We start from the raw sequence: 14,912 nt of genomic DNA, 5'->3' as shown, positions 1-14,912 counted from the left end.
CCCGCCCGCGCCCCCGCGCGGAACGCCGCCGTCCGACCCGCCGCTCCACCGTCCCGCCCAGCCAGGCCAAGCGCCGTACTCGGCGAGGCCCATCTGGGCGAGATCCAGGGCGCCTTCGGCCGCGTCCCCCGCGAACGTGCCGAGGAGCGGCCCGGGTTCAAGGCCCGGCTGCTGACCCTGCTGGCCATCATCGGCCCCGGCATCATCGTGATGGTCGGCGACAACGACGCGGGCGGCGTCGCCACCTACGCACAGGCGGGCCAGAACTACGGCCACTCGCTGCTGTGGGTCCTGCTCCTGCTCATCCCGGTCCTGATCGTCAATCAGGAGATGGTGGTACGGCTGGGCGCGGTCACCGGTGTCGGCCACGCGCGCCTGATCACCGAGCGGTTCGGGCGCTTCTGGGGCTGGTTCAGCGTCGGCGACCTCTTCCTGCTGAACTTCCTCACCATCGTGACCGAGTTCATCGGCGTCTCCCTGGCCGCCGGATACCTCGGCGTCTCGCGGTACGTCGTCGTCCCGGCGGCCGCCGTCGTCCTGGTCGCCGTGACCGCGAGCGGCTCCTTCCGCCGCTGGGAACGAGCGATGTTCGCCTTCATCGGCGCCAGCCTGCTGCTGGTTCCGCTGACCCTCATGTCCCGGCCGCGGTGGGGCCACGCGGCGCACAGCTTCGTGGTGCCCGGCATCCAGGGCGGCGCCACCAGCGAGGCGATCCTGCTGATCATTGCCATCGTCGGCACCACGGTCGCCCCCTGGCAGCTGTTCTTCCAGCAGTCGAACGTCATCGACAAGCGCATCTCCCCGCGCTTCATCGGCTACGAGCGTGCCGACACGGTGATCGGCTCCCTGGTGGTCGTCGCGGGCGCCGCCGCGCTGGTCATGACCGCCGACTTCGCGGCCCGCGGCACCGCCGCCCACGGTCACTTCACCGACGCCGCCGGAGTCGCCGACGCCCTCGCCCGGCACGATCCCGCGCTGGGCGTACTGTTCGCCATCGTCCTGCTGGACGCGAGCATCATCGGGGCGGCCGCCGTCACCCTGGCCACCAGCTACGCCTTCGGAGACGTCTTCAACCTGCGTCATTCCCTGCACCGCACCTTCGGCGAGGCCAAGCAGTTCTACGCCTCCTACAGTCTGCTGGTTCTGGTCGCCGCCGCCGTCGTCCTCATTCCCGGTGCGCCGCTCGGCCTGATCACCGAGGCCGTCCAGGCGCTGGCCGGGCTGCTGCTGCCCTCCGCGAGCGTGTTTCTGCTCCTTCTGTGCAACGACACCGAAGTGCTCGGCCCCTGGGCCAACCCGCGCTGGCTGAACATGCTCGCCACCGTCACCATCGCCGTCCTGCTGCTGCTCTCCGGCAGCCTGATGGCCACCACGCTCTTCCCGTCCGTCGACGTCCCCCGGCTCACCATCTGGCTGGCGATCGCGCTGGTCACAGGCCTGAGCAGCGCCGCAGCAGCCCTCCGCGTCACCCGGCGCGGCGCGCCCGTACGGCAGATCCCTGTGATGTCTCAGGCCGAGAAACTCGCCTGGCGCATGCCGCCGCTGGCACTCCTGCGGCCGGTGCGCTGGTCCGCGGGGACTCGCCTGGGCATGATGGCGCTGCGCGGCTATCTGGTCCTCAGCGCCTTGCTCCTGCTCATCAAGGCGATCCGGCTCGGCAGCCCCTGACCCCGGGGGTCCGGTCGGTCAGTGTCGCTGCCTGGCGGCGTCGACCAGGAGACGGGTGATGTCGGCGGGAAGCCCCAGGCGGCGCTCGATCCACGGCGCGTCCTCGCCGTGAGTGGCGAGGATCCAGGCGGTGTACAGGCGGTTGAGGCTGGGCGCGTCCTTGCCGAGCAGGTACGGGCGTACGGCCTCCTTGGGGAAACCGTCCAGCGTGCGGGCCGTGAACCACGAGTCGTCGACCGTCTCGTGCGGGCGCCGCCGGGCCTGGCGGGCGGCGTTGCGGTGGCTGTGCCACACGGCCGCCACCAGCACGAACGCGGCGGGGCAGCGCCGATGAGAGCCTCGCTGACGAGCGGCCGGTCTCGGGGCTGGCGCGGTCGCCAGCGCGGCGATCTCCAGCGCGACCAGCGTGAGCACCCCCAGCATGGCCGCGCCCTCGCCCGTGCGCTGCTGAGACAGGGTCCTCATGCTCTCGAGTCTCCCTCCGGTTCCGTCCGGGCCGGTGACCGGGACGTTGTCCTGGGGTCGCACGGCCCCTTTCCGGAGTGCGTGGCAGGTGGCGCCGCCCTGGTGCATCAGGCCAGCGCACGGGGCCGTTCCCCCTCGGACTCCTCGTCGTCCGTGTGCCAGTGCAGGTCGCTCACGCCCGGTTCCAGGGACAGACGGGAGATGACCTGCTCCAGCGCGGAGGCGACATCGCCGCTGATCGTGGCGGTGGCGCGCAGGCTCGTGGACTCCCCCTCGCGGCGGGCGCGCAACCCGGTGGGAGCGAGACCGGAGGCGGCCAGGGTCTGCAACAGCAGGGCGCGCAGAGGGGTCTCGGCCTTGCGCTCGCACACCAGGTGCACGGTGGCGCGGACGGTGGCGTCGGGGTCGGTGCCGGCGGCCGGAGCCCGGTCCAGCAAACGGCCGGCCGGCCGCAGCACCACGTGCACGGCCAGCACCACGACCGTACCGAGCCCCGCCAGCGCCAGCCGACCGGAGGCGGCCAGCACCCCGACAGCGGCCGAGCACCACAGGGTGGCGGCGGTATTCAGTCCGCGCACCCCGGCCCCGTCGCGCAGGATCACGCCACCGCCCAGGAACCCGATCCCGGACACCACGTAGGACGCGACCCTGGTCGGGCTGCCCGCATCGCCGACGGCCTCGCTGTACAGGACGAACAGGGTGGCGCCGACGGCCACCAGGGCGTTCGTGCGCAGCCCGGCCATCCGGGCGCGCCACTGCCGCTCGACGCCGATCAGCGCCCCACAAGCCACTCCGGTGGCGAGCCGGGTCAGGAAGTCGACAGTGGTCAGGGAGTGCACGAGGCACCTCCTTCGGGACCGGCGCCGCGAGGCGGCGGGGGACAGGTGCGTGACAGTGAGGCCCCAGACGGTGGCCGTCCGGCGTCCGGCACCGGACGGCAAGCAGTCGGTTCGAGGAACTCCAGGCGGTTGCCGACCGGGTCGGTGCTGGAGAAGTGGCGGTGGCCGGGCAGGGTGTCGTCCCAGGTCCCCGGGGCGCCGTGAGCCGCCAGCCGCTCGGCGAAGGAGCTGATGTCCTTCACGCGCAGCCCCGGATGGGCCTTCTTCGCGGGCCGGAAGGGCTCCTCGATGCCCAGGTGGAGCTGGGCGGTGCCGTCGGCTGTCGCGAACCAGGCGCAGCCCCGGGCAGCCGGCACCGGCGGCTTGGGGATTTCGACCAGGCCCAGGGCGTCGACGTAGAGGGCCCTCAGGCGGTCCTCGCTGGCGGGCGGCGCGGCGAGCTGGACGTGATCGAGAGCGCCAAGCATGGCGGACCGGCCTTTCGATATCACGCACACCTTCATCCGACCGGCGTGAACGCGCCCGTGCTAGCGGAGTGTGGGGCGCCATCGTGGGCCTGTCCATGGCAACAGACCATTGGTCGGCGGGCTCCTCACGGACAGCGCAGGCTGACACGCGCTCTTCTGGCTGACCTGCCCATCGGCATGGTCGCTCTCACCCTGACCTGCATGTTCGTGCTGGAGTCCCGCGCTTCCATTGCCCGGTGCCCTGACCCGGTAGGCCAGATCCTGCTGATCGTCCTGCCGGGCATGTTCACCTACACGATCATCCAGCCCCCGCACACGGCTGGCTCTCCGCCACGACTCTTACCATTGCGAGCCGCAGCATGGCCTCGCGCGCCACCTTGGCCACCTACGAGCTGCGCCGGGAAGAGCCGCTGATCGAGCCGCGGCTCCTTCGGTCCGCTCCCTTCACCGGCGCCGCGGACAAGCTGGTGATCGGCTTCTGCATGTTGGGCGGGTTCCTGTTCCTGACCACCCTGTATCTGCAGAACTTTCACCGCCTCAGTGGCGTCATCTTCGCGGGCTTCGACGGACTGACTCACGCGTGGTCCACCATCCTGGGCTGCGCCGTGTTCGGCCTCGGCTTCGGTTTCGTCAACGCCCCCACCACCAACACGGCCGTCTCCAGCCTCCGGGTTTCCGAAACCGGGGTGGCCGCGTCCTTGGCCTCCACCTTCCGGCAAACCGGCACCGCCTTCCGGCAAACCGGCACCGCCCTCGGCGTCGCCCTCATCGGGGCCGTCCGGCGTCCGGCATCGCCCCGGCGCATACGCCGATTCCTTCACCCACGCGCCGCACGCCCCGCCTGGTGGGTCATCGCCATGTACGGCCTGACCGCCTCATCGTCGGCCAACTCGCTCAGCTCACACCCCGCCGCGCCCAGCGCACGGCCCGGCACCACACCGAACCCCCATCCGAGGCGCGCACTTTGGCCGTTGCGCAGCAGTCACGGGCTCTGTGCCGGTAGGAACCGATGTTGAACGCCTCTCAGCCCTCCGTCACCCCGGCCCAACGCCGGGACAAGCGGGACAAGACCGGCGCCGAGCACGCATCAGGCGTGCTGGGCTGGCTGATCGAGCTGCTGTCTGCCGCCTCCGGCCTGACGGTCGTCAACCTGTACTACGCCCAGCCACTGCTTGCCTCCCTACGTGTCATCTCCACCTCGACGGGGCCACCGCAGGCCTGTTGATCACGCTCACCCAGATCGGCTACTGACCGGCATGCTGTTCCTGGTGCCGCTCGGCGACTGGCCGGAGAAGCGCGCCCCGATCACCACTCTGGTTGCCGTCACCACGCTCTGCCTGGTCGCGGCCGGCCTGGCGACCGGGCTCCCCATGTTGCTGGCCGCCTCCTTCATCAGCGGCGCCGCTTCGGTCGTTGCCTAGATCCTGGTGCCGTTCGCCGCCGCCCTCACCCCCGACCATGCCCACGGACGGATAGTGGGCCGTGCTATGAGTGGCCTGCTCACCGGCATCCTGCTGTCCGGACGGCCAGTGGTCTCATCTCCGACACCGTCGGCTGGCGGGTCATCTCCCTCGGCTCCGCCATCCTGATGGCCCTGCTGGTGGTGCCCCTGAGGACAGCCCTGCCCTGGCAGGTGCCCACCACCAACCTGCCCTACACTCACCTGCTGCGTTCCCCCTGGCGCTGGTGCGCTTCCACCCGGCACTGCTGCGCCGCAGCCTGTACCAGACAGCGATGTTCGGCGCCTTCAGCGCCTTTTGGACCGCAATCGCCTCTGTGCCGACAGGCCCGCCGTTCCGCTACTCGCCGATCGGAGTCGGTCTGTTCGCCCTCGTCGGAGCGGCGGGCGCCGCCGCCCCCCGCTCGCCGGGCGCTGGGCCGGTCGCGGACTCACCCGGCTGGCAACAGGCACCGCCTTCGTCGTCGCCGCGCTTGCCAGGGGCAAGGACCACGGCTGGCCCCGCAGCGTGCCGTCACCTCCCCGCTCCCGCACCACCTTCAACAGCCCCGAAAAGTGCGTCACCCGCAGCCCGGTGAACGTCTCCCCCCACACCCGGTCAGCCCTCACGATCTGGCTTCGTTCGTGATCATCAGGACACCCCCTCACGCCCACAGGCGAGTTAAGGCGGATCTCGATCCGTTCAATCCGTAACGGGCAGGCACTCGGCGAGCAGGTCGACGATGTCGAGCCAGGCCCGCTGTGCGTGCCGTGGGTGGTAGCCGACGCCGGGGCGCACGGTGTGGTCAACCGATGGGTGGTGGAAGGCATGCAGGGCTCCTCCGTAGACCACGAGGCGCCAGTCGACGCCCGCGGCCTGCATCTCCGCGGTGAACGCGTCCCGTTGCGCACGCGGCATGATCGGGTCTTCCGACCCGACCCCGGCCCACACCGGGCAGCGAATGCGCGCCGCCTCGCCCGGTCGGCCCGTGGTCAGCCCGTTGACTGTCCCGATCGCGCGCAGGTCGACGCCGTGCCGCCCGAGTTCCAGCGCGATTGCGCCCCCGGTGCCGTAGCCGACAGCGGCGATCCGGTCGGGGTCGGCCCGCGGTTCGGCATGCAACACGTCGAGCGCCGCGTGGCCGATGCCCCGCATCCGGTCGGGATCGGCCAGCAGCGGCATGCAACGGGCCAGCATCTCCTCGGGGTCGCCCAAATAGCGCCCGCCGTGGAGGTCGAAGGCCAGCGCCACGTATCCCAGCTCAGCCAGGGCATCGGCTCGGCGGCGCTCGACGTCGCTTAGACCCATCCCCTCGGGCCCGATCAGGACTGCGGGCCGGCGGTCGACACCGGCGGGGAGCGCGAGGTGTCCGATCATCGTGAGGCCGTCGGCCGGGTATTCGACCGTACGCGTTGTGACCATCGTCATGAGGCTGGACTGTAGTAGCCGTCGAGCCTGGCCGGGCTGGTGTTCTGCCGCCGGCAGATCGTGGTCTGTCCCGGGCTGAGTGCGTGCCGGTCGCTGTTCATCAGCTATGGGTTAGCGTCAGGTCCGCTGGATTGTTGTCGCGGCGGTGGTTGTTCCGGGGAGGGGACCAGTAGTGCAGACGGCATTTGACGAGGCCGAGCGGCAGGCGTGGGCGGGGCAAGCCGACGCCTATGCTGCCAGTTTTGCCAAGCTTTGCGCGTACCCGGTTCCTGGGCTCCTCGACGCTGCCGGGGTCAGGGAGGGTGTACGAGTCCTCGATGTGGGGACGGGCACAGGCACCGCCGCCGCAGTCGCATGTGAGCGGGGAGCGAAGGTGACGGCGGTGGATGCCGAACCCGGCATGGTCGCCCGGGCCGCGCTGGCGGCTCCGGAAGCTGACGTGCGGCTTGCTGCTCTGCCCTGTTTGCCGTTCGCCGACGACGAGTTCGATGCCGTGGTCGGCAGCTTCGTCCTCAATCATGTCGGACGGCCTCGGGAAGCCCTGGGGGAGTTGCGACGGGTGACGCGTCCTGGCGGGCGGATAGCCGCCACCATTTGGGCGGTTCCCCCGGCCTCCGGGCAGGCCCTGCTGGGTAGGGCTGTCCAGGCGGCAGGTGTCACGCGTCCAGCTCACCTGCCGGCTCTTGCTCCTGAAGACGACTTCCTCCGTACTGAACAGGGCTTCGCCGCGTTGCTTGGTGAGGCGGGTCTGACAGACGTCGTCTGCGACACCTTGACCTGGGCCCACCAGACGACGGTTGAGGAGTGGTGGAGCGGACCGGCCGCCGGAGTGGCGACGATCGGCCAGGTTGTGACGAGTCAGGCCCCGGGGGTCATTGCCGAGATCAAAAACCACTTCGAGTCGTTGTGCGCGGAGTTTGCCGGTCCGGGCGGTGTACTGGTGTTGCCTCACGCAGCCCTGATGGCGCATGGCCAGGCTTGACGTTTCCCTGCCCGAGCGGATGGGCTGAGGCCTCTTTCGCCCAGCGCTCCGTCGCCGGTCAGCCGTCGGCAGCGGTCGGTTTCCGCGGCCAGCTGGGAGTCGCGCCTTTCCGGGCGAGGCGCCTGGTCATGAGGGTGATGGCCGTCTAGGTGATCAAGGTCTCGGAGTGTTGGACGAGCCGTTCGTAGTCCCTCGCGTGGCGGCGGGCGTGCATCATCCAGGCGGTTGGGTGGGCCGCGCGGCGAGGTTCTCGTCGAGGCGAGTCCTTTTCCGCGGCCCACCCAACCGCGTGGCCGCTTCACACGCGCCGGAACGCGCGGGACTACGAGACGCTGCCGCAGCATTCCGACGCGATGCTCACCCTCGCGGCCATCACCCTGATGTCCCGCCGGCTCACCCGGCAACCCATCCACCCCAATGCCGCGGCGCCGCGTTCAGTGACCGCACTTCGACCCGCTTGACCCCCGGCTGGCTCGCCCTGATGACAGGCGTTTTCCTGGTTGTGGTGACTACTCATCTGCGGGCGGGTGACGTTCCCGAGGCCCGCCGGGGCCAGGGCCGGTCCGGCGGCCGGCTGATCGAGTCGGTGGACCACCCTTTCGTGGCCTACACCAACCAGGATCCTCGGCCCGACTACTTCGCGGCCACCAGCTACACCGAGGAATGGACGTTCAGCGGGCAGTCCGTCCCTATGACTCTTTGGCGCAGGCCGCTGCACACGATGACCGATGCTTTCACCGCCGCCGGCTCGCCTTGCTGTCGTCAACGAGCCGCAGCCGGACCCGGCCTGCCCGTGAACTGTTCCCCGACGGCTTCCAAGACCTTTCGACCAGACCCAACTTCCTGTTCTTCGTCGTCGAGGTACCGCCGTCGGCTACCGGCTCGGACGACTAGTGGAGAGACCAGGACCGTCCACCAGGTGACTGGTCATCGTTGTGCCGCCTTGATGAGCCCGGAAGCGCTCGCGAGATCATCACAAGATGAGTGGGATCATCTTGATGTCGGATCCACGGGTCTCGGCCGTCCCTGTGCGCGAGTGCGGTGAGCCCCTGATCGATGTCCGAAGGGGGAGTCCGCTCCTTGTGGATGCGCGGAAGCAGTCCGACTCGGACGCCTTCTTCTACCTGCGCGAAGGACTGCTGGAGCGTCTGCTCCAGGCGCAGGCTCACCTGCCAGATGGCCTGAGGTTCCTGGTCGTCGAGGGCTACCGTCCTCCTGGGCTGCAACGCCGCTATTTCGAGAAGTACGTGGGAAGACTGCGAGCTGAGCAGCCGGGATGGTCCGGCGAGCAGATCCGGTCGGCTGCGAGCCGCTTCGTATCCCCACCGGAGATCGCTCCGCATAGCGCGGGAGCCGCGGTGGACCTGACACTCGCGGACGCGGACGGCTGTGAGCTGGATCTGGGCACGCCTATGAACGCAACTCCGGAGGAGAGCGCCGGCGCCTGCTACACCGACGCCGCTGGGATCAGCGAGCGGGCGCGCACACGCCGGGGGATTTTGGGGAGCGCGCTGACGGCCGCAGGCTTGGTGAACTACCCGACGGAGTGGTGGCACTGGTCGTTCGGCGACCGCTACTGGGCGCTGGTCACCGGAGCGGAAAGCGCCTGTTACGGGCCGAGCCGGCACGACGCAGGCGACTGAGTTCCGGCTGAGGGGGGTAGCGCGTCGGCTCGGCCACCACACCTCCAGCGTCGTCAGCGTCCTCCGACGCTGACGACAGGTCTTGCGGGAAGTTCAAAGACGGTTTCTGAGGAAGGTTTGCCAGGGCGCTCCCTGCTCGGCCGCCGCAGCTGAGACCAACTCCGCATACGACTGACCTGCCTCGTCGCGGAGTCCGGCCGGGAGGAGATGTTCCACGACAAGCTCGGTGCCGGGTGTGAAGCCGCTGATGACCGCCAAGGTCTGCCTGATCGCTTCCAAGGCGAGGTACATCGTGACCCCGAGCCAGCTGACCAGCGCGGGTCGGCCAGGGGCAAAGCCGGCCCGGACGAGGTGATCTGGAAGTGACCCGGCGGACTCCTTCTCGAAATCGACCGGGACGGAGAAGGCGGACGGTGGCACCCTCGTTCCCGTCTCAGCCAGCACAGCCTGCTTCCAGCGCTGGGTCACTGGCTTGTCCACCTCGAACACCCTTACACGGTCGGCCAGTTCCGACCGGTAAGCGAAGGAATCCAGCTCCGCGCCGAGGATCACGTACTGATCGACGCCCCGGTCAGCCAGCTCAGACAGCGGGTCCTCGGTGTAGCGGTTGCGGGTGACGGCCATCGTCCGCGCGTCGGACAGGACCGGGTAGCCGCCATAGGACCTGCGATAGCCGAGGAGTTCTTCGGCACGCTTCCCCAGGAAGGCCTGTGCCAGGGTGTCGGCGCAGATCGAGGGGGTGTCGTCGACGAGGAGATGTGCCGCGGACGCCGCGGCCGACATGAGAGCTGTCTGACTGGGGTGTCCATAACGGCGGAAGGGCCGACGTCGTTCTCATCGGACGTGCGGACTGGGAGAACTCGGGGCCCCAGACATCGGTCCGCACGTGGACCGCTCGCACCGATACTCCGGCACCCATCCCGGCAGCGTCGTGTCACCCGATAGGGGTGCCTTCCCATCTCGCGGGCCATGCGCTCTGCCCAGCGCGGCACAGACCGCTCGGTCCCCTCGACCGCCGTCGTGGGACTCGTCTCGCTGATTGCCATGGGATCACTGTTCTGGATCCGCCGCGCGCAGGGATCGGGCTGGCGCATGATCCGCTTCCCTCATGCGGCGGAGGCGCCGCCATGGAGATCCACTGCATGGCGGAGTGCCGTGGGAGCAGGCCGGCTCGTGCGTTCGAACTGTCAGCTACTGCTGCGACCGGAAACGATCACGTCCATGGACGCGCTGCCGACGTACACGGCTGTCTGGTGGAGGTCGCTGAGGGATGGGCGGTCGCTGTGGTGGACAATGACGCCCTGGAGCCGACGAGCCAGATCATCGTCGCCCTGGGATTGCGACAACCGGCCGACCGCTGACGAGTCTGTCGAGCGGCTGGGTGACGAGTGACGTTTCTACAAGATCGGGTTGGAGCTCCTCACAGCGGCTGGCCCCGACTTCGTCAAGCACCTTGTGGCGAAGGGCAAGAAGGTCTTCCTGGACTTCAAGCTCTTCGAGATCCCGAATTCGGTCGCTGGTGCGGTCCGTGCCGCAGGTGCCCTGGGCGTCTCCATGGTGACCGTGCGCAGTATGGGTGGGGCGGGCATCCTGACTGCCGCTGTGGATGTCGCCGGCGACTTCCCCGAACTGCGCATCCTCGCCTTGACGGTGGTCACCGGCATGACCGACGCGTATCTTGCCGACACCGGCGTGTGCGTTTCGACGGAGCAGCATGTGCTCCGGTTGGCCCGCCTGGCGGGAAAGCCGGTTGCCATGGCGTGATCGCCTCGCCAGGACGTCGCGGTGCGAGCGAACGAGGCCAGCCTGGGCACGGTCGCCAGGAGACGGGCCAGGTCGTCCGCGCCCTCTGCAGGGACCCGCGTGGTGTCGGTCATGCGTGCGTTCTCGTGGTCATCGCTGAACATCGGCGCGAGGGGTTCCCGAGAGTCGCCGGGTGACGTAGCCAGGCTGTCTGGCTTCTTGGCGTGCACCTGTCGTCATCCGAGCCGTGCGCGGTAGCCCTGCTCCAGGCACTCAGCCAGTATCCGCAGCAGTATGGCGACAGACGACACCTTGATCCGCTCGGAACACCTGAGAGCAGAGCAGCATCACCCTCTCGCGCCACATCTGGCGCCCATTGACAGGCCGACTTGCGGCTCACCCGCAGCTGCGGCGAGGCCCCCGGTAGCTGGACCTCCTGCGCGAACAGCTCCGCTGCCTGCATCCGCACGGTCTCCCGACGCCACGCGCTGCGGGCGTCAGCCCGCCGCGATCTGCCTGCCCCACTCACCACGGCCTACCGCCACCACCCGCCAGCATCGGCAGGTTCCGCGAACGTCACCCTGACGAGCCGAATTCAGTAAAGGCGGGTGCCTCGCTGCTCCCGCCATGCTTCGGCCGCCAGCAACCAGAACCACAAGCCCACCGTGAGCAGGTGAACCCGCTGGGCGATCCCGTGTCCGCCCGGACGGCCGATATAGGGGCCGGTGGAGGAGATCGCAGCGGCCATGGATACCGGCAGCAGCCAGCGGGCCCAGCGTCCCGCGCGGCAGCCGCCGCCAGGGCTCGAGCGGGCGGAGATGGCGAAGGCGGCCATCGAGGCGAACAGGGCGAAGTGCACAAGGCCGCTGGTCATCGTGTGCGCGATACTGTCCGCGGGACACCCCGCCTCCCGGGAGGGCGCACACCGCATCGGCAGCGCGACGTCCGCCACAGAGCAGGTCGCGAACGCCGCCAGCGCCCCCCACCCGGCAGTGGACCAACCCCACGGCACCGCCGTTACGACGAGGCTCGCCGCGGCCATCACGAGAGCCGCCGTGGCCAGTTCCACCACGCTGAACAGCTCACGGTGGGGCTGGTCGGCGGCGAAGGCCTCGCTGATGTAGGAGTTGCGCTGGTCCAGTCCCGTCCGCACCCAGAACTGCAGAAGCCAGTCGTTGTAGGCCACGGCTGCCACCAGCAGTATCCCCGCGGCCACCCTCCACCGGACACCTGGTACGTCACGGCACCGTACGCCGGATGCGCCCGCACCCGCCACGCCCTGCGCCTCCGAGGCGCCGTCCTTGCTCATATGTCGGCTCCCGTGCTGAGACAACACCGGTGATCGCGACATATACCGGCGGTCGGCCGTGAATACACCCGAATCGGCTGAGAGTCATCCGCGCAGAGATCGCAATCGCCGCCGCGTTGCCGGAACTGCGACCTGCGCCCTTCCGCGTCGTTCCCCTGCACCACTTGTCGGGACGCCATCGACACGACAGAACCCGCCCCCTCTCGCCTCGGGCGGGGGCGGGCTTCGACTTTCTCCGTTCGCACAATGTAGCGCGTGGGCCGCCGTCCGGCCCGTATTGCGGTGGCATATTCCGGTCGGGTCCCTTGGCACGCCATTCGCCATCGAGGACGACAGGGGCGAAAGCCTGGGCGGGGAGGATGCGGTCTACGGTGAAGGTGCGGGCGACGATGGCGTCGGCGACGCGGCTTTCCAGAATCTGCGAAGCGATGGTCACGCAGTTGTCAGGGCACTGGTAGTGGTCACCGTTGGCGGTGAGGTCGAGGTTGCAGGCACGGCACCGGGCGATGCCGGCCAGGAGTGCTCCCTCACATGTGGTCGCCGGTTGCTGTACTTGGGCAGTCGGCACTGGGGCAAGGTGTGGGGGGAGCAAGTCCACGGTGAGCAGGTCCGGGCGGTCGGCGGGGACCATGACGCTGCAGTCCCAGATGACGTAGGGCCCTGTGCTGTGCGCCTGATGAGGCCCTGTCCGTCTGGTTGGCCGGCATCGGGGCAGGCCGTCTCCCGCAGCCCCGAGGGGAGGGCCGCGCGCAGGGATTGCAGGTCTGGGTCCTCGGGATCGGCCGGTCATTGCGTCTCGCAAGGCAGCGGTGTGGGCGGCTGCGCCGTCCTCCCAGTTCGCCACGCGGTGCCGGGCCGCCTCCTGGTGCAAGATCCATCGCAGGAGGCTTGCCCCGGGAGCAGCGCATTCCGGCATCTGGTCGGCGAAGAACCGGTTGCAGTCCACCACGCGCACAGGTGTGGTCCACCACGAGCGCGGGATAAGGCTTCCCCGTGCAGGAGGGCACGCTCAATTGCGGGATGGCGGGGTTCTGGGGACAGCGCAACGAAGGCGCTGGTCCTTCGGGCCATTCACTGCGTCGAGAACGGCCGAGAGTGCGCGACTTCCTGGCCAACCACGGCCCGATTCCAGCATCTTTTAGTCCGCGCGGCGGACAGTTCCTCTTTCATGCAGTGAGAGAGGAGCACTTCACTAATGCTGGTGGAGACGTCTTTTCCTTCAGAGAGCGGCGGAGAGGCAGCCCGGCGGCCAGGCCGCGGGGCTCTTCGTGTGAAGGAGGCGAAGCTCAGCCGGCCTGGCTGTGCGCGTCGGTGTAGCGGCGGAAGACGAGGACGGCGTTGTGGCCGCCGAATCCGTAGGAGTTGCTGAGCACCAGATCCCCCTTCTCCGGCAGGGGGCGCGGCGCGCCGGAGACGATGTCGAGGTCAATGCCCTCGTCCGGGTTGTCGCAGCCGATCGTCGGCGGGATCAGCCGGTGGTGCAGAGTCAGGACCGTGGCGACCGCCTCCACTGCGCCGGCGGCGCCTTGGAGGTGTCCCAAGGCGCCCTTGGGCGCCGTGACCGGTATGTTCGCGTCGGCTCCGAACACCTCCCGCAGGGCGAGGGCCTCGGCGGCGTCACCGGCTGGGGTTGCGGTGGCATGCGCGTTGACGTGTGCTACGTCATGCGGGCGCGCCATGGCATCAGCCAGGGCCTTGTGCAGGGCATCGACGATGCCCGCTCCGTCGGGCCGTGGGGCGACCATGTGATGGGCGTCGGCTGACAGGCCCCAGCCGGCGGCCTCGCCATAGATCCGGGCACCGCGGGCGCGGGCGTGTTCCTCCGCCTCGAGTACCACAACTCCCGCGCCTTCGCCGAGGACGAATCCGTCGCGCGCCTTGTCGAAGGGCCTCGATGCCGCCTCAGGCCCCTCAGCGCCGGGGGACAGGGCCCGCATGGCGGTGAAGGACGCCATCACCGACGGCGTGATGACCGCTTCCGCGCCGCCCGCGAGGACGATGTCCACGTGGCCGTCCCTGATCCGGTCGATGGCCTGCCCGATCGCCTCCGTCCCCGAGGCGCAGGCGGACACCACGGTCCGCGCCTCCCCGCGTGCACCGAGGTCGACGGCTACCTGAGCGGCTGCGCTGTTCGGCACCACCATCGGGGCCGTGTGCGGGGAGACGAACCGCGCGCCGCGTGCCGAGAGGGTGTGGTCTGCCGCGACGAGCACCGGGGCACCACCGATGATCGTGCCCATGGACACCCCGACCCTCCCGGCCGCAAGCGCCTCGCTCCGGATGTCCTCTGCAGCGAATCCGGCATCGGCCCATGCCTCGCGGGCCGCGAGCACCGCGAACTGCGCGCAGCGGCTCATGGTCCGCATCTCACGGCGCGACAGCAGGTCCGCCGGCTCGACGGCAACGGGAGCGGCGATTTGCACAGGAAGCCCGGCGAACTCCTCGTCGTGAAGCTGCCGGACTCCGCACCGGCCTTCCAGCAGCCCCTGCCACGTGCCGGCCACATCACCGCCCAGCGGAGTGATGGCCCCGACACCGGTGACGACGACACGACGCCGGCTTCCCGAGGGAGGCTCTGCACTGGCAGGCGAAGGGGGGATTACGAGGTTTGTGATGTCCGCCACTGCGTCTCTCTCGGGTTCTGCATCAGATCGACTGCGACCATAGGCGAACAAGTACCTTGATCGTAAATTTGCCCGTATTTACGGAGAGAGCACCGAGCCCGGCGGTATCGAGCCGGCGGCGGACCGGAGCCGGCTCTCTCCCCCGATCCGCGTGATGCGCTGACCGCCCGGCCCGACTCCCTGTCCCTGGCCGTCCTGCGCGACTGACAGAGTGCCTGGGAAACCGCCTCACACCCGGCTCGCGAGACATACACCCGCGCGCTCGTACGCGGAAACGACTGGGAAAACACCGGGTGGAACCTCCG

The 14,912-nt window shown here is 69.4% G+C and carries 13 protein-coding genes and 3 pseudogenes; 8 read left to right on the top strand and 8 right to left on the bottom strand.

Going from position 1 to position 14,912, the window contains the following annotated elements:
• A partial coding sequence (locus M878_RS51190) for an NRAMP family divalent metal transporter (RefSeq protein WP_023544175.1) occupies window positions 1-1,668 on the top strand: 1,668 nt, incomplete at its 5' end.
• An 18-nt stretch (window positions 1,669-1,686) separates the two neighbouring features.
• Here M878_RS51190 and M878_RS46525 read toward each other — a convergent pair.
• The 3 genes and pseudogenes from M878_RS46525 to M878_RS46520 all read right to left on the bottom strand — a co-directional run.
• Window positions 1,687-2,133 (bottom strand): hypothetical protein, encoded by a 447-nt coding sequence (locus M878_RS46525; protein ID WP_063750639.1) that lies wholly within the window; start codon window positions 2,131-2,133, stop codon window positions 1,687-1,689.
• Between the two features lie 107 nt (window positions 2,134-2,240).
• Window positions 2,241-2,972 carry an MgtC/SapB family protein gene (locus tag M878_RS51185; protein ID WP_023544173.1) on the bottom strand — a complete coding sequence of 244 codons (732 nt, stop codon included), beginning with the start codon at window positions 2,970-2,972 and terminating at the stop codon, window positions 2,241-2,243.
• A gap of 104 nt (window positions 2,973-3,076) precedes the next feature.
• Window positions 3,077-3,439: pseudogene (locus M878_RS46520) on the bottom strand (VOC family protein); the annotation flags it as partial.
• A 359-nt stretch (window positions 3,440-3,798) separates the two neighbouring features.
• On the opposite strand from M878_RS46520, the gene M878_RS97215 reads away from it, so the two are divergent.
• From M878_RS97215 to M878_RS97210, 3 genes are read left to right on the top strand one after another with little or no spacing between them, the layout of a single operon-like run.
• A complete protein-coding gene (locus M878_RS97215; protein ID WP_023544171.1) occupies window positions 3,799-4,455 on the top strand; it encodes an MFS transporter in 657 nt (218 codons plus the stop codon).
• Window positions 4,449-4,664, top strand: a complete 216-nt coding sequence (locus M878_RS91950; protein ID WP_023544170.1) for a hypothetical protein — start codon at window positions 4,449-4,451, stop codon at window positions 4,662-4,664. Before M878_RS97215 ends, M878_RS91950 begins: the two co-directional genes overlap by 7 nt.
• Before the next feature lie 31 nt (window positions 4,665-4,695).
• The gene (locus tag M878_RS97210) at window positions 4,696-4,860 is read left to right on the top strand and encodes a hypothetical protein (protein WP_023544169.1); all 165 of its coding nucleotides are present in this window, start codon (window positions 4,696-4,698) and stop codon (window positions 4,858-4,860) included.
• 720 nt (window positions 4,861-5,580) lie between these two features.
• On the opposite strand, the gene M878_RS51170 is transcribed toward M878_RS97210, so the two are convergent.
• Window positions 5,581-6,306 (bottom strand): dienelactone hydrolase family protein, encoded by a 726-nt coding sequence (locus tag M878_RS51170; RefSeq protein ID WP_031223559.1) that lies wholly within the window; start codon window positions 6,304-6,306, stop codon window positions 5,581-5,583.
• A gap of 172 nt (window positions 6,307-6,478) precedes the next feature.
• Here M878_RS51170 and M878_RS51165 point away from each other — a divergent pair, with 172 nt between their 5' ends.
• On the top strand, window positions 6,479-7,288 hold the full coding sequence (locus M878_RS51165) for a class I SAM-dependent methyltransferase (RefSeq protein ID WP_023544167.1): 810 nt from the start codon (window positions 6,479-6,481) through the stop codon (window positions 7,286-7,288).
• Between the two features lie 70 nt (window positions 7,289-7,358).
• Here M878_RS51165 and M878_RS98185 read toward each other — a convergent pair.
• A pseudogene (locus M878_RS98185) lies at window positions 7,359-7,535 on the bottom strand (IS5-like element IS4811 family transposase); the annotation flags it as partial.
• Window positions 7,536-7,847: 312 nt separating this feature from the next.
• On the opposite strand from M878_RS98185, the pseudogene M878_RS000000101655 reads away from it, so the two are divergent.
• A pseudogene (locus M878_RS000000101655) lies at window positions 7,848-8,182 on the top strand (SAM-dependent methyltransferase); the annotation flags it as partial.
• Window positions 8,183-8,268: 86 nt separating this feature from the next.
• Window positions 8,269-8,931 (top strand): M15 family metallopeptidase, encoded by a 663-nt coding sequence (locus tag M878_RS51160; RefSeq protein ID WP_023544166.1) that lies wholly within the window; start codon window positions 8,269-8,271, stop codon window positions 8,929-8,931.
• Between the two features lie 93 nt (window positions 8,932-9,024).
• Here M878_RS51160 and M878_RS51155 read toward each other — a convergent pair whose 3' ends face one another.
• Entirely contained in the window at window positions 9,025-9,714 is a 690-nt protein-coding gene (locus tag M878_RS51155; RefSeq protein WP_023544165.1) for a class I SAM-dependent methyltransferase, read from the bottom strand.
• Between the two features lie 627 nt (window positions 9,715-10,341).
• On the opposite strand from M878_RS51155, the gene M878_RS98730 reads away from it, so the two are divergent.
• Window positions 10,342-10,695 (top strand): orotidine 5'-phosphate decarboxylase / HUMPS family protein, encoded by a 354-nt coding sequence (locus tag M878_RS98730; protein ID WP_023544164.1) that lies wholly within the window; start codon window positions 10,342-10,344, stop codon window positions 10,693-10,695.
• A 574-nt stretch (window positions 10,696-11,269) separates the two neighbouring features.
• On the opposite strand, the gene M878_RS51145 is transcribed toward M878_RS98730, so the two are convergent.
• Window positions 11,270-11,983, bottom strand: a complete 714-nt coding sequence (locus M878_RS51145; protein WP_023544163.1) for a DUF998 domain-containing protein — start codon at window positions 11,981-11,983, stop codon at window positions 11,270-11,272.
• 1,286 nt (window positions 11,984-13,269) lie between these two features.
• Window positions 13,270-14,607: a beta-ketoacyl-[acyl-carrier-protein] synthase family protein gene (locus tag M878_RS51140; protein ID WP_425347884.1), complete on the bottom strand. Its 1,338-nt coding sequence runs from the start codon at window positions 14,605-14,607 to the stop codon at window positions 13,270-13,272.
• Window positions 14,608-14,912: the final 305 nt, after the last annotated feature.

Source organism: Streptomyces roseochromogenus subsp. oscitans DS 12.976, from assembly GCF_000497445.1.
Lineage (GTDB): Bacteria > Actinomycetota > Actinomycetes > Streptomycetales > Streptomycetaceae > Streptomyces > Streptomyces oscitans.
The sequence above is the reverse complement of the archived record's forward strand: the minus strand, read 5'-3'. Positions and strand labels throughout refer to the sequence as shown.